Origin of the sequence: Streptomyces sp. NBC_00212 (assembly GCF_045206365.1) — a bacterium.
In the GTDB taxonomy this organism is placed as follows: domain Bacteria; phylum Actinomycetota; class Actinomycetes; order Streptomycetales; family Streptomycetaceae; genus Streptomyces.
The window spans coordinates 3175527-3194052 of the sequence record NZ_CP108115.1; the positions used below are offsets into that span (position 1 = coordinate 3175527).

At 71.5% G+C, this 18526-nt stretch carries 18 protein-coding genes; 9 read left to right on the forward strand and 9 right to left on the reverse strand.

The genetic code is table 11. The features are described from left to right. Window positions 1-267: 267 nt before the first annotated feature. From OHA17_RS14275 to OHA17_RS14290, 4 genes are read left to right on the forward strand one after another with little or no spacing between them, the layout of a single operon-like run. Window positions 268-561 (forward strand): hypothetical protein, encoded by a 294-nt coding sequence (locus tag OHA17_RS14275; protein WP_406506975.1) that lies wholly within the window; start codon window positions 268-270, stop codon window positions 559-561. Window positions 562-579: 18 nt separating this feature from the next. Then, window positions 580-1410: a hypothetical protein gene (locus OHA17_RS14280; RefSeq protein WP_398876366.1), complete on the forward strand. Its 831-nt coding sequence runs from the start codon at window positions 580-582 to the stop codon at window positions 1408-1410. Window positions 1411-1412: 2 nt separating this feature from the next. After that, window positions 1413-3341: a fumarate reductase/succinate dehydrogenase flavoprotein subunit gene (locus OHA17_RS14285; protein WP_406506976.1), complete on the forward strand. Its 1929-nt coding sequence runs from the start codon at window positions 1413-1415 to the stop codon at window positions 3339-3341. Then, window positions 3338-4108 (forward strand): succinate dehydrogenase/fumarate reductase iron-sulfur subunit, encoded by a 771-nt coding sequence (locus tag OHA17_RS14290; protein WP_053729991.1) that lies wholly within the window; start codon window positions 3338-3340, stop codon window positions 4106-4108. Before OHA17_RS14285 ends, OHA17_RS14290 begins: the two co-directional genes overlap by 4 nt. Before the next feature lie 7 nt (window positions 4109-4115). Here the strand turns inward: OHA17_RS14290 and OHA17_RS14295 are convergent, their stop codons facing one another. Continuing rightward, the gene (locus OHA17_RS14295; RefSeq protein WP_406510712.1) at window positions 4116-5153 is read right to left on the reverse strand and encodes a hypothetical protein; all 1038 of its coding nucleotides are present in this window, start codon (window positions 5151-5153) and stop codon (window positions 4116-4118) included. A 161-nt stretch (window positions 5154-5314) separates the two neighbouring features. On the opposite strand from OHA17_RS14295, the gene OHA17_RS14300 reads away from it, so the two are divergent. After that, a complete protein-coding gene (locus OHA17_RS14300) occupies window positions 5315-5584 on the forward strand; it encodes a hypothetical protein (protein ID WP_406506977.1) in 270 nt (89 codons plus the stop codon). Window positions 5585-5592: 8 nt separating this feature from the next. On the opposite strand, the gene OHA17_RS14305 is transcribed toward OHA17_RS14300, so the two are convergent. The 6 genes from OHA17_RS14305 to OHA17_RS14330 form a co-directional block, all read right to left on the reverse strand. Beyond that, window positions 5593-8157, reverse strand: coding sequence for a SpoIIE family protein phosphatase (locus OHA17_RS14305; protein WP_406506978.1), 2565 nt, complete (start codon window positions 8155-8157; stop codon window positions 5593-5595). A gap of 167 nt (window positions 8158-8324) precedes the next feature. Next, on the reverse strand, window positions 8325-8729 hold the full coding sequence (locus OHA17_RS14310) for an ATP-binding protein (protein WP_053730044.1): 405 nt from the start codon (window positions 8727-8729) through the stop codon (window positions 8325-8327). 200 nt (window positions 8730-8929) lie between these two features. Continuing rightward, window positions 8930-9352, reverse strand: a complete 423-nt coding sequence (locus OHA17_RS14315) for a (deoxy)nucleoside triphosphate pyrophosphohydrolase (protein ID WP_398876377.1) — start codon at window positions 9350-9352, stop codon at window positions 8930-8932. 54 nt (window positions 9353-9406) lie between these two features. Further along, window positions 9407-9589: an SPOR domain-containing protein gene (locus tag OHA17_RS14320; protein ID WP_398876378.1), complete on the reverse strand. Its 183-nt coding sequence runs from the start codon at window positions 9587-9589 to the stop codon at window positions 9407-9409. Window positions 9590-9786: 197 nt separating this feature from the next. Then, window positions 9787-10539: a GntR family transcriptional regulator gene (locus OHA17_RS14325; RefSeq protein ID WP_398876379.1), complete on the reverse strand. Its 753-nt coding sequence runs from the start codon at window positions 10537-10539 to the stop codon at window positions 9787-9789. 156 nt (window positions 10540-10695) lie between these two features. Next, window positions 10696-11802, reverse strand: a complete 1107-nt coding sequence (locus OHA17_RS14330) for a DUF4190 domain-containing protein (RefSeq protein ID WP_406506979.1) — start codon at window positions 11800-11802, stop codon at window positions 10696-10698. Between the two features lie 233 nt (window positions 11803-12035). Here OHA17_RS14330 and OHA17_RS14335 point away from each other — a divergent pair, with 233 nt between their 5' ends. After that, entirely contained in the window at window positions 12036-13223 is a 1188-nt protein-coding gene (locus OHA17_RS14335; RefSeq protein ID WP_406506980.1) for a serpin family protein, read from the forward strand. A gap of 37 nt (window positions 13224-13260) precedes the next feature. Here the strand turns inward: OHA17_RS14335 and OHA17_RS14340 are convergent, their stop codons facing one another. Beyond that, window positions 13261-14109, reverse strand: coding sequence for a carbon-nitrogen hydrolase family protein (locus OHA17_RS14340; RefSeq protein WP_406506981.1), 849 nt, complete (start codon window positions 14107-14109; stop codon window positions 13261-13263). Between the two features lie 160 nt (window positions 14110-14269). Here OHA17_RS14340 and OHA17_RS14345 point away from each other — a divergent pair, with 160 nt between their 5' ends. Continuing rightward, entirely contained in the window at window positions 14270-14458 is a 189-nt protein-coding gene (locus OHA17_RS14345; protein WP_406506982.1) for a hypothetical protein, read from the forward strand. 161 nt (window positions 14459-14619) lie between these two features. Further along, window positions 14620-15348, forward strand: a complete 729-nt coding sequence (locus OHA17_RS14350; RefSeq protein ID WP_406506983.1) for a thioesterase II family protein — start codon at window positions 14620-14622, stop codon at window positions 15346-15348. Here OHA17_RS14350 and OHA17_RS14355 read toward each other — a convergent pair. Next, complete coding sequence (locus OHA17_RS14355; protein ID WP_406506984.1) at window positions 15320-16723, reverse strand: class II 3-deoxy-7-phosphoheptulonate synthase; 1404 nt, start codon at window positions 16721-16723, stop codon at window positions 15320-15322. The genes OHA17_RS14350 and OHA17_RS14355 overlap by 29 nt on opposite strands. A gap of 279 nt (window positions 16724-17002) precedes the next feature. On the opposite strand from OHA17_RS14355, the gene OHA17_RS14360 reads away from it, so the two are divergent. Further along, window positions 17003-18505, forward strand: coding sequence for an anthranilate synthase component I family protein (locus OHA17_RS14360; RefSeq protein WP_406506985.1), 1503 nt, complete (start codon window positions 17003-17005; stop codon window positions 18503-18505). Window positions 18506-18526: the final 21 nt, after the last annotated feature.

Below are 18526 nucleotides of genomic sequence, written 5' to 3' on the forward strand. Positions count from 1 at the left end.
TTCGCGATGATCACACCTATCCCAGCCACTGAAGAGGACGGTTCCGCCGCCCGGGCGGCGACACGGCGCAGCGGGCCCCGAACCCCACCCGTGCGGCCGAACGCACCCGCGAACACAGCCGCTCCGCTCGCGACACCTCATAGGGGGCGCGCCCGGATTCCGCAACCCCACAACGTCGTGCACGCACCTTCACAACCGCGCATGTGAGGCGCGACACTCTCAGGCGCATGAACATTGCCACCCGCTCCGGCGAAAGGCAGGCAAGTCATGTCCCTGCAGGACGAGTTGACGGCGGCTCAACGCTGCCTGGACGACCTCGTGAAGAGCGTCGGACGACTGGAGAAACAGGTCGGGCACGGCCTGGAGATCAGGCGGGTGAAGACCGACGCCGACCATCTGCGCGAGAGCCTCGCACTGCTCCGCGAGACGGCCCCCGGCGCCACGGCGGCCCGGCCCGACCTGGTCACCATTCCCGACACCCCGTACGACACCTCGCTCTGGACCGATGCGGACGACGAAGGGCTCGGGAGCACCCGGTCCCGCGGCCGACGCGCCCCCTGACCTCCACTGGAGCCACTCTTGGCCACAGGCACGGAACCCTCTCCCCCGGCGGGGACCGGCACCGGCGTCCACGACGCCTCGCGCGCCGCCATCGCGCCCCGCCATCTGCGCACCGACCGCTGGTGGCTGGCGCCGGCCGTGACCGCCGCGGGACTGCTCGCCTTCATCGCCTACTCGACCTGGCGGGCGTTCGCGAACGCGGACTACTACCACGCGCCCTACGTCTCGCCGTTCTACTCCCCGTGCCTCGCCGACAACTGCGCACCCATGCGGCACGGCCCGAACGCGGACGTCTTCGGCAGCTGGTGGGGCCTGTCCCCCGCGCTGCTCATCCTGATCTTCCCGCTCGGCTTCCGGCTGACCTGCTACTACTACCGCAAGGCGTACTACCGGGGCTTCTGGGCCTCGCCGCCCGCCTGCGCGGTGGCCGAGCCGCACAAGAAGTACTCCGGCGAGACCCGCTTCCCGCTCATCCTGCAGAACGTCCACCGGTACTTCTTCTACTTCGCGGTCCTGGTCGCCGGCGTCCTGACGTACGACACGGCGCTCTCGTTCCGCGACGAGCACTACCGGTGGGGCCACATGGGGCTCGGCAGCCTGGTGTTCCTGGTCAACATCGCGCTGATCTGGACGTACACCCTGTCCTGCCACTCCTGCCGGCACATCATCGGCGGCCGGCTGCGGCACTTCTCCAAACATCCGGTGCGCTACCGGCTCTGGGGCTGGGTCGGAAAGCTGAATGAGCGTCACATGCTGCTCGCCTGGGCGTCACTGATCAGCGTCGCGCTCGCCGACTTCTATGTGTATCTGCTCGCCACCGGGGCGTTCGACGATCCGAGGTTCTTCTAGACATGACACAACTCGAACGGCAGCAGTGGGACGTCGTCGTGGTGGGCGCGGGCGGGGCGGGCCTGCGGGCCGCCATCGAGGCGCGGGAGCGGGGCGCCCGTACCGCGGTGATCTGCAAGTCCCTCTTCGGCAAGGCGCACACCGTCATGGCCGAGGGCGGCATCGCGGCCTCCATGGGCAACGTCAACTCCGGCGACAACTGGCAGGTGCACTTCCGCGACACCATGCGCGGCGGCAAGTTCCTCAACCAGTGGCGGATGGCGGAGCTGCACGCGCGCGAAGCCCCCGAGCGGGTATGGGAGTTGGAGACCTGGGGCGCCCTGTTCGACCGCACCGCCGACGGCCGGATCTCGCAGCGCAACTTCGGCGGCCACGAGTACCCGCGCCTCGCCCACGTCGGCGACCGTACGGGCCTCGAACTCATCCGCACCCTCCAGCAGAAGATCGTCAGTCTTCAGCAGGAGGACAAGAAGGAGTTCGGGGACTACGAGGCGCGCCTGAAGGTCTTTCAGGAGTGCACGGTCACCAGGGTGTTGAAGGAGGAGGACCGGGTCTCGGGCGCCTTCTGCTACGAGCGCGAGAGCGGCCGCTTCTTCGTCCTGGAGGCCCCAGCGGTCGTGCTCGCGACCGGCGGCATCGGCAAGTCCTTCAAGGTGACGTCCAACTCGTGGGAGTACACCGGCGACGGGCACGCGCTCGCGCTGCTCGCCGGGGCGCCGCTCCTGAACATGGAGTTCGTGCAGTTCCACCCCACGGGCATGGTCTGGCCGCCGTCGGTCAAGGGGATCCTGGTCACCGAGTCGGTGCGGGGCGACGGCGGGGTGCTCAGGAACTCCGACGGCAAGCGCTTCATGTTCGACTACGTGCCGGACGTCTTCAAGGAGAAGTACGCGGAGTCCGAGGAGGAGGGCGACCGCTGGTACGAGGACCCGGACCACAACCGCCGCCCGCCCGAGCTGCTCCCCCGCGACGAGGTCGCCCGGGCCATCAACGCCGAGGTCAAGGCGGGCCGCGGCACCCCGCACGGCGGCGTCTTCCTTGACGTGTCCACGCGGATGCCCGCCGAGGTGATCCGGCGCCGGCTGCCGTCCATGTACCACCAGTTCAAGGAGCTGGCGGACGTGGACATCACGGCCGAGGCGATGGAGGTCGGGCCCACCTGTCACTACGTGATGGGCGGCATCGCGGTCGAGTCCGACACCGCGGCGGCCCGCGGCGTGCCCGGCCTGTTCGCGGCCGGTGAGGTCGCGGGCGGCATGCACGGCTCCAACCGGCTCGGCGGCAACTCGCTCTCCGACCTGCTGGTCTTCGGCCGGCGGGCCGGGCTGCACGCCGCCGAGTACGCGGCCTCGCTCGCCGCGCGCCCCGCCGTGGACGAGATCCAGGTCGACACGGCGGCCGCGGAGGCCCTGCGCCCGTTCAGCGCGGAGGCCCCCGAGGACGGCTCGCCCGTCGAGAACCCGTACACCCTGCACCAGGAGCTCCAGCAGGCCATGAACGACCTGGTCGGCATCATCCGCCGGGAGGGCGAGATGCACCAGGCGCTGCGCAAGCTCGCCGAGCTGCGCATGCGGGCGCGGCGCGCCGGGGTCGAGGGGCACCGCCAGTTCAACCCGGGCTGGCACCTCTCGCTCGACCTGCGCAACATGCTGCTGGTCAGCGAGTGCGTGGCGCGGGCGGCCCTGGAGCGCACCGAGAGCCGCGGCGGGCACACCCGCGAGGACTGGCCCGGCATGGACCGCGCCTGGCGCCGGGTGAACCTGCTGTGCCACCTCGCCGACCCCACCGAGGGCCTGGCGCCGCCCGACTCCGAGCGCGGCCAGATCAGGCTGGTGCGCGAGGAGACCGACCCCATCCGTGCCGATCTGCTCTCCCTCTTCGAGAAGGAGGAGCTGGTCAAGTACCTCGCCGAAGAGGAGCTCAAGAGTTGAGTACGTACGATGCGAGCTTCCGGGTCTGGCGGGGCGACACCGGCGGCGGTGAGCTCACCGACTTCACGGTCGAGGTGAACGACGGCGAGGTGGTCCTCGACATCATCCACCGCCTCCAGGCCACCCAGGCCCCCGACCTCGCGGTCCGCTGGAACTGCAAGGCGGGCAAGTGCGGTTCGTGCAGCGCGGAGATCAACGGGCGGCCGCGGCTGATGTGCATGACGCGGATGTCGGTTTTCGACCCCGGGGACGTCATCACGGTGACTCCCCTGCGGGCGTTCCCGGTTGTGCGCGACCTGGTCACCGACGTGTCCTTCAACTACGCCAAGGCGCGGGAGGTGCCGGCGTTCGTGCCGCCCAAGGGGGTGGCGCCGGGCGAGTACCGGATGCAGCAGATCGACGTGGAGCGCTCACAGGAGTTCCGCAAGTGCATCGAGTGCTTCCTGTGCCAGGACACCTGCCATGTGGTGCGCGACCACGAGGAGAACAAGGGGGCCTTCGCGGGCCCGCGCTTCCTGATGCGCGTCGCCGAGCTCGACATGCACCCGCTGGACGCGGCGTCCGAGGCGGGCCTGGACCGCAAGACGACCGCCCAGGACGAGCACGGGCTCGGCTATTGCAACATCACCAAGTGCTGTACGGAGGTCTGCCCGGAGCACATCAAGATCACCGACAATGCGCTGATCCCGCTGAAGGAGCGGGCGGCGGACCGCAAGTACGACCCGCTGGTGTGGCTGGGGAGCCGGATCCGGCGCCGCGATTCCTGACGGTGCGTCAGTTCTGTGGAGGGCTCCAGCCCTTGCGATAGGCGGCCCAGTCCTCATCACGCTCGGCGAAGTCGACGTACAGGGCGACGCCGAAGTGCTGGCGGTGGCGGTCGGTGCGGGCCAGGCCCAGGCGGGCGCCGCGCACGGCCGCCTCCACCGTCTCGGCGGAGCCGTGGTGGGACATGCTCTCGTCGTCGTAGAACGGAAGCCCCATCAGCAAGTCGGTCTGCTTCGGGGTGACCTGGAGGGCAAGGGCGGTCTGCCGGGCGACGTAGCCGCCGTACAGGCTCTGCACGGGCATCGCCGTGTCGTACGACATCACGGCGATCTGGTCGACGCGGCGGGCCACCTGTCCGAAGTAGGCCTGCGCCCACCACTTGCCGTGGCCGGTGAGGCCTTCGGCCGCGGAGTGCAGTGCGGGCAGCGGGTCTATCTGGTGCGCGGCCACCGAGAGCAGGGCGCCGCGGGGCTTGGTGAGCGCGTGCAGCGAGTCGAGCAGGGCGAGGTAGTCCTTGTCGCCCGAGGGCAGCGGCTCCAGGTCGAAGTGGACGCCGTCGAAGTGTGCGCCGTCCAGGACCTGGCGGGCGGTGGTGACGACCGCCGTGCGGGTCACGGGGTTGTTCAGGCGCAGCCCGACGGGGCCCTCGCTGGCCAACTGGTCACCCAGCCAGGCCTGTACGCGCACGTCGGGCAGCCTGCGGTGCACGCCCTCCACCAGCCAGCGGGCCTTGGGGTAGCGGGTGGCGGGCAGGGTTCCGTCGTGGTCGAGCGGGCCGGTGTGCACGAAGAGGTCCTTTATGCCGCTGCCGCGCAGCTTGGCCGCGAAGGCGTCGAGGTCCTTGTCGTTCTTGCGGCCGTCGACCCAGGCGTGGCCGAGCCAGTACGCGTCCCGGCCGCGGGTGCGGGTGTCCTGGCCGGGGGCGCCGGCGTACTGGGCGCGGAGCGCCACTCCGGCGCCGGCGACGGTGACGACGACGACCAGCACGGCCGCGAGCAGGGTGCGTCGCGTCCAGCGCCCTCCGCGGCCGGTCCACCAGCTACGTATCCCGCCCACGCCTGCTTCTCCCCCTCGGATGCCCTGCGCCCCAGATTAGCTGGCCCCCTGCTCAGGGGCTCCGCCCCCGCACCTCGGCCCCTCCAGACGCCGGAAAGGCGCAGAGGAGCTTTCCGGTCGCCAGGGTTCTGTTTCAGCCATACGCTCGGAGCGTGACGCCGCCCGCCGGAAGAGCTCGGCGGCGTGCCGCCCTGGGCACGCTCGCCGCTCTGTGCTGGAGTCTGATCCCCGCCACCCCCGCCCTCGCCAACAGCACGCACGACTCCGGGAGTTCGGCCAGCGATCTGGTGCTGCCCGTCGTTGTGATCGTCGTGGCGGGCGTGTCGGCCGCGTACGCGTACCTCAAGAGAAGGCGCCGGACCCACACCCGCACCACCCCCGGCCAGGGTCGGCCACCGCCCAGGACACCGCCGGCGCCCTAGGGGCGCGGTCAGAACATGCTCAGGATTTGTTCCTCCGTCAGCTCCACCGGGGCCGACTCCCCGTCCGGCAGGGCGAGTTCGAACCAGACCGTCTTGCCGCGCGGGGTGCGGCGGGCGCCCCAGGCCGCGCTCAGGAGGCCCACCAGCTGGAGGCCGCGGCCGCCCTCGTCCGTGTCGCGGGCGCGGCGGCGCCGGGGCTGGACCAGGCCCGCGTCCCACACCTCGCACACGAGCGTGCGGTCGCGCAGCAGGCGGAGCCGGATCTCGCCGTCGCCGTAGCGCAGCGCGTTGGTGACCAGCTCGCTGACCAGGAGCTCGGTGGTGTCGACGAGGTCGTCGAGGTCCCAGGCGAGCAGCTGGGTGCGGGCGAGCTCGCGGGCGCGGCCCACCGAGCGGGGTTCGCGCGGGAGCCGCCAGTCGCCGACCGCGTCCGCGGGCAGGCCCTGGATGCGGGCGAGGAGCAGCGCGATGTCGTCCTCGCCGTGCCGGGTGTCGAGGGAGCCGAGGACCTGGTCGCAGACGTCCTCAAGGGGGCGGTCCGGGTCGGTGAGGGTCTTGCGGAAGTCGTTGAGGCCCTCGTCGAGCGGATGGTCCCGGGACTCGACGAGGCCGTCGGTGTAGAGGGCGAGCAGCGCGCCCTCGGGCAGGTCGACCTCGACCTCCTCGAAGGGCTCGCCGCCGACGCCGAGCGGCAGCCCGGGCGGCACGTCCAGGAGCATGGCGGGCTCGCCCGGGTCGTCGCCGGGTTCGACCAGGACGGGCGGCAGGTGCCCGGCGTTGGCGAACGTACAGCGCCGGGTGACCGGGTCGTAGACCGCGTACACACAGGTCGCGAGGTACACCTCGGAGAGGTCGGCGTCGCGGGACTTGTGGGCGACGCGGGAGGCCTGCTGGCTGCCGCCGGGCGCGCCGAGCCCGCGGGCGATCTCGTCGAGGTGGGAGAGGACCTCGGCCGGTTCGAGGTCGAGCAGCGCCAACGTCCGCACCGCGGTGCGCAGTTCACCCATGGCGACGGCGGCGCGCAGGCCACGGCCCATCACGTCGCCGATGACGAGCGCGGTGCGGTGGCCGGGCAGCTCGATGACGTCGAACCAGTCGCCGCCGACCTCGGACTCGGCGCTGCCCGGCAGGTAGCGGCAGGCGATGTCGAGCCCGGCGGCCTCGGGGTCGCCGGGTGGGAGCAGGGAGCGCTGGAGGATCAGCGCGCGCTCGTGCTCCCTTCGGTAGAGGCGGGCGTTGTCGATGCAGACGGCGGCGCGCGAGGCGAGCTCGGTGGCGAGCGCCCGGTCGCGCTCGCCGAACGGTTCGCTGCCCTTGGCGCGGGCGAACTGCACCAGGCCGACGACGGTGTCGTGGGCGACCATCGGGACGGCGAGGATGGTGTGCACGAGGCCCCCGTCGGCGCCCCGCACGGTGTGCGCGCGGGCGGTGCGCAGCGCGCTCGCGTACGGCGAGTGGAACCGGTAGCGGTGCACGTCGCCCACGCCCACCTCCCGTTCGCCGCCCTCACCTCCCCCGGCGCCTTCACCGCCGGCCAGCGGGCCGTCGGAGACGGCGCTCGCGAAGGCGACCCGGCGCAGTTCGCCGCGCCCGTCGGAGGACCCCGAGGCGGGGTCGTCGCCGGCGAGCAGCGCCTGGTAGAGGTCGACGGAGGCGAGGTCACAGAAGCCGGGGACGGTGATGTCGAGGAGTTCGCGGGCGGTGGTCTCCAGGTCGAGGGAGTTGCCCATGCGGGCGCCCGCCTCGTTCAGGAGGGCGAGGTTGCGGCGGGCGTCGGCGGCCTCGCGGGCCGCGTTGTGACGGCGGGTCACGTCTATGCCGAGGCCCGCGACGCCGATCGGGCGCCCGGTGCCGCTGTGCACCCGGTACAGGTTGATGGACCAGTGCCTGCGGTCCGCGCCGCCGGGCGCCGAGCCCATTATCTGCAGGTCGGTGACGGACTCCCCGGTGTCCAGGACCCGTTGCAGCGCGGCGGACATCCGGTCGGCCTCGGGGCGGGAGAGGTAGTCGTGGACGGTGTGGCCGCGGTGTTCCTCGGGAGCCCCGCCGAAGACGGTGGCGAAGCGCCGGTTGGCGCGCAGCACGGTGAGATCCGTACCGAACAGCAGGAAGCCATAGGGAGATTGACCAAATATGGCCTGCGAGGCGGCCAGGTCGGTCTCGATGCCGCGCAGGGCGCGTACGTCGACGACGATACAGAGGGCGGCCCGTTCGTCGGCGGCCGTGCGGCTCGGCATGACGTAGAGCTCGGCGAGGCCCTGGGCGCGCTCGCCCCCGTCGGGCGACGGCATGCGGAAGGGGACGACGCCGGTCCATTCCTTGCCGTCCAGGATCTCGGCGACCCGGCGGTGGCCGCGCGGGCGCAGCTCGGGGGGCATGAACGCCTCGACGGGGTCGCGGCCGATCACGGTGGCCGCGGGCAGGCCGAACTGCTCCTCGGCCCGCAGGCTCCACTGCTCGATCAGCCCGTCGGGCCCGATCGAGAACGAGGCGACGCGGATGTAGTCATAGATCGAGCCAGGCGGGCTGCTCTGCCACACGACATCGCCAGCCGTCTCAGGTATCTCGCTCACGCGACCGTCCCCTCCAGCTCACCGCACCGGACCGGCCTTGACCGCAGTATTCAGCACTACGGCCCCAGCCGACACGGCGTTCACGATCACATCCCGGTCTCGTTCTTTTCCAGCCGTTGTCGGCCGGTTCTCAACCGGGGCTTGTGATCGTCCGTCCCTCCCTCCTTCTAACCATGCAGAGCCAGCTCGAACCACACGGTCTTGCCTGTTCTGCCGTGGCGGGTTCCCCAGCGCCGGGCGGAACAGGCCACGAGCTGCATGCCCCGGCCCCCTTCGTCGTCGATTCCGGCTGTGCGTTCGACCGGCGGATCCGGAAGCGGATCGGACACCTCCACCAGCAGGGTGGTGATGTCGAGCCGGTCGAGCCGGACCCCGATGGGCCCTTCGGCGTACCGCAGGGAGTTGGTCACCAGCTCGCTGACCAGGAGCACCGCCACGTCCACGGTCCCGTGGTCGAGGGCCCAGCCGCTCAGAGCGTCCCGGACGGCATGCCTCGCGGTCCGTACGGCTCCTGGTTCAGCAGGGAAGGTCCACTCGGCGCACTCGCCCGAGGTGTCGATCACGCCGATCACCCGCATCCGATGGTTCGGGGGGTTTAGAAACGATTAATAGGCACATACCCGATATTTGGTACGACCTATCCCCAAGTGGGGCGTATGGCGGCGTCGCGCTCCGCGGGATGAGTGAGAAGGGTTGGCATTCGGCTGCGAGCGAGTGGGGGCTGGTCGCGCCCGCGCGGCGGAGCCGCACAATGTCACCGTCCCGCGCCCCTTCAGGGCGCAGCGCCTGGCCCCGAACGGCTCAAGGCCCCCAGGATGCGCATCGCTTCCGCCACCGCCGGGCGGTCCTGGGGCAGCCAGTCGACGGCGTCGGCCTCTTCGGGGGCCAGCCACCGGAGTTCGTCGTGGTCCTGGAGCGGGCGGGGCTCGCCGTCGAGGAGTCGCGCGGTCCAGGCGTGCAGGACCAGGCCGGGCTTGAGGGGCCACTCCCCCGCGATGCGTTCCAGCGGCTCGGTCTCGATGCCGAGTTCCTCGCGGAGTTCGCGCACGAGGGCCTGCTGCGGGCTCTCGCCCTGTTCCACCTTGCCGCCGGGCAGTTCCCAGCGGCCGGCCAGCTCGGGCGGGGCGCTGCGGCGGGCGGCGAGCAGGCGCCCACGGTCGTACACAGCTCCGGCCACCACCACGGTCTCGTTCATGCGCCGGAGCGTAACGCGCACCCTCCGGCCGTCCCGCATCCTGCCTGGCGGGGGTTACTGCTGGGCGGGGGCGCCGATCCGCTCGACCCAGTAGAGCTGCTTGTGCCCCCGGACGTCGAGGCGGTCCGCTATCTGCTCGGCCTCGGCGCGCGTGGCGTACTTGCCGACGCGGTACTGGTTGCCGTTGTCGTCCTGGCGGATCACCTGCCAGGCGAGCACAGCCCCACTGTCGTTCATCGCACCTCTCCCGGCGTCGGCGTGCAGGTCAGTAAGCATCCCCAGGAAACCGCAATCCGCATATGCCCGAGCCTACGCCTGACCTTTACTCAGCGGATACGGGTTTTCACAAAGAGATACGAATTCGGTCATCGGCGGCACACGCCGAAGGGGGCGCACCTGTTGGGTGCGCCCCCTTCTCCCCGTAACCGGGGCCGCTATTTCACGGGCAGGTGGTACGCGATCCGGTAGCGGTCGGCCGGGACGACGACGTCGGCCGTCTCGACCGCGAGCCCCGAGGCGTAGTACGTCCGCTCGATGACGAGGACGACATGGCCGGGGACCCCGCCGAGCGCCAGGAGCTCCTCCGCGAGCCCCGGGCGGGCGCCGACCTCCTCGACCACGTTGTCCACCACGACGTCGATCGCGCCCATCCGCTCGACCACCCCGCAGCCGCCGAGCGGCCCCTCCTCGGGCAGCATCACCGGCGTGCGGCCGGTGACGGAAAGGGGCTCCCACGACGTGGACAGCATCATCTGCTCGCCCGTGTCACGGAACACGTACCGCGTGCGCATGACGCGGTCGCCGGGGCGGATGCCGAGCCGCTTGGCGATCTCCGCGGTCGCCTCCTCCTGTTCGCTGCGGGACTCCCACGTCCCGCGCGCCGCCTCCTCGGCCTGTTCCTGGCGGAAGGGGCTGGCGCCCTTCGTGGGCCGGTAGCCGGAGCGGGCGACCCGGCGCGGCACCGGGCGCTCGCGCACGTACGTCCCCGACCCGGAGCGGCCCTCGACCAGGCCCTCGGCCATCAGGACCTTGCGGGCTTCGAGCGCCACGGTGTCCGAGACCCCGTACTCCTCGCGGATCCTGGCCTGCGAGGGGAGCCGGGTGTGCGGCGGCAGCGAACCGTCCACGATCTTCTGCCTCAGATCGCCGGCTACGCGCAGATAGGCGGGCTGCTCACCGAATGTCACGGGCCACTCCCATCAGGTTGACAGACTGCAACAGCGTGGCAACCGTGGGTTGGCGACCGCAAGCAAAGGCCAGACATTCACTCGAAGTGATGAAGCGCCTCTGCCCAGGGCGTACCCGCGGTACAGCGGGTACGTTCTGCCCTCCCCGAGACCGTCTCAGACGCTTTTGGAACCACCGGTTCCGGAACCGGTGCCGCTGCCGCCGCCGGAGTGGCCGTCGTCGGTCGACGGCGGGGTCGTCGCGAGGCCGAGGGCGCCGCGCGCCGCGATCTCGTCGGCCTGCTTCATCGCCTTGTCCGCCGCCCCGGAGTGCAGGTAGAACGCGTTCGCGTCGGAGGCACCCGCCGCTCGCACCCACTCGTCCTGCGCGGCCTTCATGCCGTTGATGTACGCCTGCACGGACGCGAGCTTCCCCGCCGCCCAGGTGTGCGCGCTCAAGTCCTCGGCGTCCAGGCCCAGTGAGCCGGTCATCTCCCCCGCCCACTTCTTGAACCCGGGCAGGTCGTCCTCGACCCGGTCCTCGTCGGGGGCCTTGGCCAGGGTGCGCTCCACGTCGTTGGCGGCCTTCAGGAACGCGAGCTGGTCGGCGTCGAGGGTGGCCGCGTCATTGCGCACCGACCCTTCGAGCTTGCCGCCCTCCGAAGCGAACGCGCAGGTGACGGTGTGGTCGCCGAGCCCCCAGCTCTTCGGGCTCGGGGTGTAGTAGTACGGCCCCGCGCCCGCCGGGAGCTTCCAGCTGTCCATGGCGTACGCCTGCTCCACGTCCCAGCACCGCGCGTCGGCCTGGGTCGAGATGGCGTCCGCGCCCGGATAGGCGCCGCTGTCGGCCAGCACGAACGAGCCGGAGACCTCGGCGTCGTGCTTGCCCTTGCACGGCACGATCCGCACGGAGACGACCTCGCGCTCCAGCTTGCCGCCGGGCACGTCGAAGCAGTCGCCCTTGCGCAGGTCCAGGGTGTTGCGCGTGGAGGTGGAGCTGTTCCAGCCGTCCTTGAAGTTCTGCCAGCCGCCGGAGATTCCGCCCGTCGCGATGGAGACGATCAGCAGGAGCGTGCCGATCGTCGAGAACACGATCCCGGTGACGGCCATGCCCTTGCCGCGCTGCCCCTTCTTCTTGATCTGCCCGAGCGCGACGGCGCCCAGGATCAGACCGAGCGGAGGTATGCAGCACAGGATGCCGGTGATGAGGGAGCCGACGGCCAGACCGCTCACGGGCGGCTGCTGCGGCGCCTGCGGATACGGATACCAGGGCCCGCCGTTCATCGGCTGCCCCGGGTACGGGACCGGGGCCGGACCCGGGTACGGACCCGAATGTCCCCCCGGCGCCCGAGGCGGCGCCGGCCAGCCGTACCCCTGCCCCGGTTGCGGCTGCTGGGGCTGCCCGGGTGCGGGCGGCGGCGGTATCTCCACGGGTACGGTGCTCCTCATAAGGCTGGGGCGAACTGTTGCGCGAATGCGCATCGTACGCGGGCGCGTACGGGGGAATGAGGAGCGGGATGGCATCCAGGGCTGTCGCGATCGAAGCGGCCAACGCGCTGACGGCACGGTGGGGAAGCACCCACGCGGGCACGGCCGGCACCGTTTTCTCCGCGGCCGGCGTCTGGCCGCTGCTCGCCCTCCTCGCGGCGGGTGCGCACGGCCCGGCGCGCGGCGAGCTGGCGGACGCCGTGGGCCTGCGGCCCGAGGACGCGGCCGACTGCGCCCGCGAGTTCCTGGCCCACGTCGGCGCGATCGGCGGGGTGCACGCGGCGACCGGGCTGTGGACCAGGCGGACGCTGCCGCTGCGCCCCGCGTGGTCGGCCGAACTGCCGCCGGGCACGCACGGGGTGCTCACCTCGGATCCCGTGACGGACCGCAAGGCCCTGGACGCCTGGGCCGCGGAGCACACGGGCGGCCTGATCGAGGCCATGCCGGTCGCGGTGGACCAGGACACCGAGCTGATCCTCGCGGCGGCCCAGGCGGTACGGACGCAGTGGCTCCAGCCCTTCCGGACGTTCCCCCTGGCGCCCGAGTCCGGACCCTGGGCCGGTCGCGCACTGGCCGGCCTGTCCCGCAGCACCTCGCTTCTGGACCGGGTGGCGGTGGCGGAGACCGCGGACGGCCCGCTGACCGTGCTCAAGGTGCTCGGCGACACCGGCGTCGACGTCCATCTCCTGCTCGGAGAACCGGAGTTGACGGCGGGTCAGGTGCTGGCGGGCGGCGTCGACGTCCTCGCGGGGCGCTGCCCGGTCGTGCCCGGCGACCGCCTGGTGCAGGGCGCGGTGGGCCCGGGCCTGACCGTGCAGAACGTGCGCAGCCGTACCCGGGATCCCCAACTCTCCGTCACCACCGTGCCGTTCGACCTCTTCGCCGAGCACGACCTGCTGGCATCGGCGCGGCTGTTCGGCCTGGAAGCGGCAAGCGACCTGACGGCCGGCCACTTCGACGGCATCAGCGCGGACCCGCTGGCCATCGGCTCGGCGCGGCAGGCGGCCAGGGCGACCTTCGGTGAACTCGGCTTCCGCGCCGGCACGGTGACCGCCGTCGCGATGTACGCGGGCAGCGCCCCGCTTCCCCCGCCCTACCTCGTGAGGCGGATCGAGGCGGACTTCGACCGCCCCTTCGGCTTCCTGGCGGTGCACCGCACCTCACGCCTGGTCCTCACCGCGGGCTGGGTGGCGGAGCCCACCCCGTGGGTCGAGTGAGCCGTTGGTCTGTCCAGTACGGCACTTCACCAGCGGGTCACCGGGCCGGAGCCGCCCCCAGGACCGTGCGCGGCTCGGACCCCGTGTCGTGCAGATCGCGCAGCATCGGCTCCGCCTCGCGGGCCGCGCGCAGGTATTCCGGGAGCAGGTCGGCGAAGACGAGTTCCTCGTCCGTGGGGCCGGCCTCGGCGACGACGCGCCCGTCGGGCCCCCACACCGCGCTGCTCCCGCAGGCGCGCCAGCCCCCGGTCACGCCGACGTGGTTGGCGAGCACCGCGTACACGGTGTTGTCGAAGGCCCGGGCCGGGAACCAGATCCGGGACTCGTGGTGGCCACTGCCCTCACCGAACAGGGCGCCCACGACGTACGCGTGGCAGCCGTCGAGCGCGGCGGCGCGGGCGTGCTCGGGGAACCCGGAGTCGTAGCAAATCCCCAACCCGAGCCGCCAGCCGCCCACTTGGAGGGTGGCTCCGGCGCGGCCCTGGCGGTAGAGCGCCCGCTCGTGCTTGAACAGGGTCTGCTTGTCGTAGCGGCCGACGACGCCGGTCGCGTCGATGGCGAGGGCGGACACGTACAGCTCCCCGCCGTCCCGCACGGCGGCCCCGACCACGGCGGTGACCCCGCTCGCCCGGCAGGCCTCGGCGATCGGGGCGAGCCGGGGGTCGTCGGGCCGTACGGCACAGCGCTCGGGGGCGGCGCGGATCAGCTCCATCTCGTATCCGCTGAGGAACTTCTCGGGGAGGACGACCACGCGCGCCCCGCCGTCCCCGGCGCCTCGCACCAGCCGCACCACGGCGGCCACGTTGGCCTCGACCTCCCCGGGAACGGCCTGCGCCTGCGCGGCGGCGATACGGAGAGGGGCGTCGGGAAGCTCGAATTCGATCACGGACCTCGACCCTACCGCGCGCGCGTCCATGCCTGAGCACTGTCCGTAACCGCTGGACATGCGTGGAATGTCCCCCCGTGCCACGCTGGTCGAGGCCCGGGGGAGCCGCGGGAACGGCCCCGGCTCCTCGCCCCTCACACCCCAGTAGGAGTGAACCCAGATGGGCAGCATGAAGGACCAGTTCGACGACAAGTCGCAGGAGCTCAAGAACAAGGCCAAGCAGGCGATGGGTGCCAAGAAGGACCAGGCGCAGGAGCAGGCTCGCCAGGCCCAGCAGAAGGGCAAGAGCGAGACGGACCGCGCCCAGCAGGAGGCTCAGGACCGCTTCGACCAGGACTACGACATCTGACGTGAGGCGCTCGGCCCAGCGAGAGCGGCGCACCCGCGGCACCGGGTGCGCCGCTTTCGCACGCCTGCGCCGCTGCGGGGTGTCAGCCCCCTGTCAGCCCTCCGCCGGATCATGGACCGCGCGTATGCGGAGCCACGCCGCACGGGTCTTGGGGGCAACAAATGGTCTGGATACAACGCGTCGCGCCTCAGCCGTTCGCGGCGCGGCGAGTGGTCTGTTTCCCGCATGCCGGGGGGTCGCCGTATTTCTTCCGGGGCTGGGGCAAGGCACTCGGAGATTTCGACGTCCATGCCGTGTGCTATCCCGGGCGGGCGGAGCGGATTGCCGAGAAGCCCGCCGATGAGTTGATCCCCATGGCGCGGGAAATCGCCCGGGAAGCGGTCCAGTTGGTGCGTGAGGATGGGCGGCCCACGGTGTTCTTCGGACACAGCATGGGGGCCATCGTCGCGTACGAAGCCGCTGTGGAACTGGCGAGCCGGGGATTCGAGCTCGATCATTTCATTGCCTCGGGGGCGCGGGCCCCGCATCTGATGCGGCCTGATCCCGGTGCGCGGTGGGACGACGAATCCATCGCGGCCACTCTGGTGGAACTCGGCGGCACCGATGCCGAGCTTCTGCGCAATCCCGCTTTCGTCGAACTCGTCATGCCCTATATCGGGGCCGATTTCCGCATGCTCGCCTCGTACGACGCGCCGCCGCGCACCCCGCTGGACTGCGCCGTGACCGCCCTGGTCGGGGCCGACGACCCCCGGGTGACCCTCCAACAGGCGTCCGCCTGGCGGGAGTCGACCCGGGGTGCGTTCGATGTGCGGACGCTGCCCGGGGACCACTTCTATCTGGCCCAGAACCCGCCGTTCGACATCATCGAAGGCTCCGCGGCCGGGCGTTGACCCGGCCGCGCTCGCGGTACATCCGGGCCAGTTGGAAGGCCAGGTCCAGGGACTGGGTGTGGTTGAGCCGGGGGTCGCACGCCGTCTCGTAGCGGTGGTGCAGCTCCTCGGCGAGGACCGCGTTGCCGCCGCCCACGCACTCGGTGACGTCGTCGCCGGTGAGCTCCACGTGGATGCCGCCCGGGTGGCTGCCCAGCGCGTCGTGCACCTCGACGAAGCCGCGCACCTCGTCCAGGATCGCGTCGAACCGGCGGGTCTTGTGCCCGCTCGCGGCGGTGATCGTGTTGCCGTGCATCGGGTCGCTGACCCAGCAGACCTGGGCCCCCTCCGCGTTGACCTTCTCCACCAGCGTGGGCAGCAGGTCGCGGATGCGCTCGGCGCCGGCCCGCACCACGAAGGTCAGCCGGCCCGGATCGCGGTCCGGGTCGAGCCGGTCGAGCAGCCCGAGGACGGTGTCGGGGCTGGTGGTGGGGCCGAGCTTGACCGCGATCGGGTTGTCGATGCGCGAGAAGTACTCGACGTGCGCCCCGTCCAGGTCCCGGGTCCGCTCGCCGATCCACAGCAGGTGGGCGCTGGTGGCGTACGAGCGGCCGGACTCGGCTTCGGTGCGGGTCAGGGCCGCCTCGTAGTCGAGGAGCAGGCCCTCGTGGCCGACGAAGAACTCGGCGGTGCCCAGCTCCCGGGTGTCCACCCCGCACGCCTTCATGAAGGCGAGGCTGCGGTCGATCTCGTCGGCGAGCTCCTCGTACTGCTCGCCCACGTGCGAGTCGGCCACGAACCCCCGGTTCCAGGCGTGCACTTGGCTGAGGTCCGCGAAGCCGCCGGTGGTCAGGGCCCGCACCAGGTTGAGGGTGGTGGTCGAGGCCTCGTACATCGTCCGCAGCCGCCGCGGGTCGGGGCGGCGCGATGCGGCGGTGAACTCCAGGCCGTTGACCGCGTCACCCCGGTAGGACGGCAGGGTCACGCCGTCGCGATGCTCCTGGTTCTGGGAGCGCGGCTTGGCGTACTGGCCGGCCATCCGGCCGATCTTGACGACCGGCAGGGCCGCGGCGTGGGTGAGCACGGCGGCCATCTGGAGGAGCGTCTTGAGCTTGCCGTGGATGCCGTCGGTGGTCGTGCCCGCGAACGTCTCGGCGCAGTCGCCGCCCTGCAGCAGTACGGCCTCGCCCCGGGCGACCGCGGCCATGCGCCGGCGCAGCAGGTCGCACTCGGCGGCGAAGACCAGGGGCGGCGACTTCTCCAGCCCCGCGGTGACGGAGCGCAGTTCGTCCAGGTCCGGCCACTCGGGTTGCTGGGCGGCGGGACGGGCGCGCCAGGATTCGGCCGCGCTTTCGGTGGAAGCGTTCACTTCGTTGTCCCAGATGCTGTTTCTCATTACTGCCTCCGGTACGGCTGGCGGGGAGGAAGAGCGGCGTAGCAGAAGTGGGGCGGGGAGAAAAGTGTTCGGGGCGGTCCGCGACAGGCCTGCGCCGGACCGGGCCGGTAACAGATCAGCCCAATCGGGCCTTCGGGGTCAAGCGAATCGCGAGTGGTCCGTATCGGGGGCGGCGGATTGGTCTGGCACCGATGGTGCGTCCGCTGATTTGCTTCGCATGGCCGAGTGGTCCGCGTCGGCAGAAATTCCCAACCGTCCTTCATGTACGAGGAGTTCACCATGCCGGGAATCAGCACGATCGGTGTGCGGGTCACCGATACGGCGCTGCCGCACCACGATCCTCTCGATTTGTACGTCCGGCTGCGTGAAAGCCTCGCCGCCGACGACGTATTCCTTTTCGAAAGCGTGGACGGCGCCGACCAGGACCGCCGCTGGGCCGTCGTCGGATTCGGCCGGCTCGCCGAGATCCGGGTCCACGAGGGGTACCTGGAGATCGACGGCGCCGCGCGGATCGCCGAGGCGCTGGCCGCCCGGGCCGGTGCGGCCGGCCTCGCCGACCACACGGTCGAGGCCGGGGTGCACCGGCTGACGTTCGGCGATGCCGGGCAGATGTGGGACGTACTGGCCGGGGCGCAGGCCCTGTTCGACGTGGCCACCGACATCCCGTCGACGGCGTACGCCTTCGGGTTCCTGACGACGTTCGCGTACGAGTCCGCCTGGCACATGGAACGCCTGCCCGAGCGCACCAAGGCGCCGAACGGCCCGGACATCACGCTCACGCTCTTCCGCGACACCGTCTGGTACGACCTCGTCGACGGCGGCGTTCGTCAACTCAGCGCAGAGAGCCCGGCGTTCGCGGACCGGCCGAGGGTCGCGGACGCGGTCCTGGCCGCCGGGGTCGCCTGGGGCGCGGTCAAGGACGAGCCGGTGCCCGAGGCGTCGGCGCCGCTCTCGGTGCGCGACAGCGTGAGCCGGGAGACGTTCCTCGGCTGGGCCGACCGGTGCCTGGAACACATCCGGGTCGGCGACATCTACCAGATCCAGATCGGCCACCGCATCGACGTGCGGACCGAGTTGGAGCCGGTCGATGTCTACCGGAGGCTGCGCGGGCGGAACCCTTCGCCGTACATGTACCTGATGCCGCGCGCCGGTCGGACCCTGATCGGGGCCAGCCCCGAGCTGTTCTACCGGATCGAGGGCGACGAGATCACGATGCGGCCCATCGCGGGCACCGCCCGGCGCTGCGCGGACGCGGAGGAGAACGAGCGCCGCGTCAAGGCGATGCGCGAGAGCACCAAGGAGCAGGCCGAGCACATCATGCTGGTCGACCTGTGCCGCAACGACATCGGTCGGGTGACCCGGCCGAGCACCCAGCCGGTGGAGCGACTGATGGCGGTGGAGACGTACTCGCACGTCTTCCATCTCGTCTCGACGGTCTCGGGCCGCCTGGAGCCGGACGTCGACACCTGGCGGGCGCTGCGCGCGACCTTCCCGGCGGGCACGATGACGGGCGCGCCCAAGGTCCGCGCCATGGAGATCATCGACACTCTGGAGCAGGAGCGGCGCGGCAGCTACGCGGGCGCGGTGGGCCTGGTCGACGTACGCGGCTGGAGCGAGCTGGCGCTGACCATCCGCACCATCGAGTACGACGGCGAGACGTACTCCACGCAGAGCTCGGCGGGCATGGTGGCGCAGTCGGAGCCCGAGTCCGAGTGGCGCGAGACGCTGGCGAAGATGGGGGCCGCCTACTGGGCGCTCACCGGTCAGGAGCTGTCGTCGTGACGGGAGCGGGACAGGACGGGC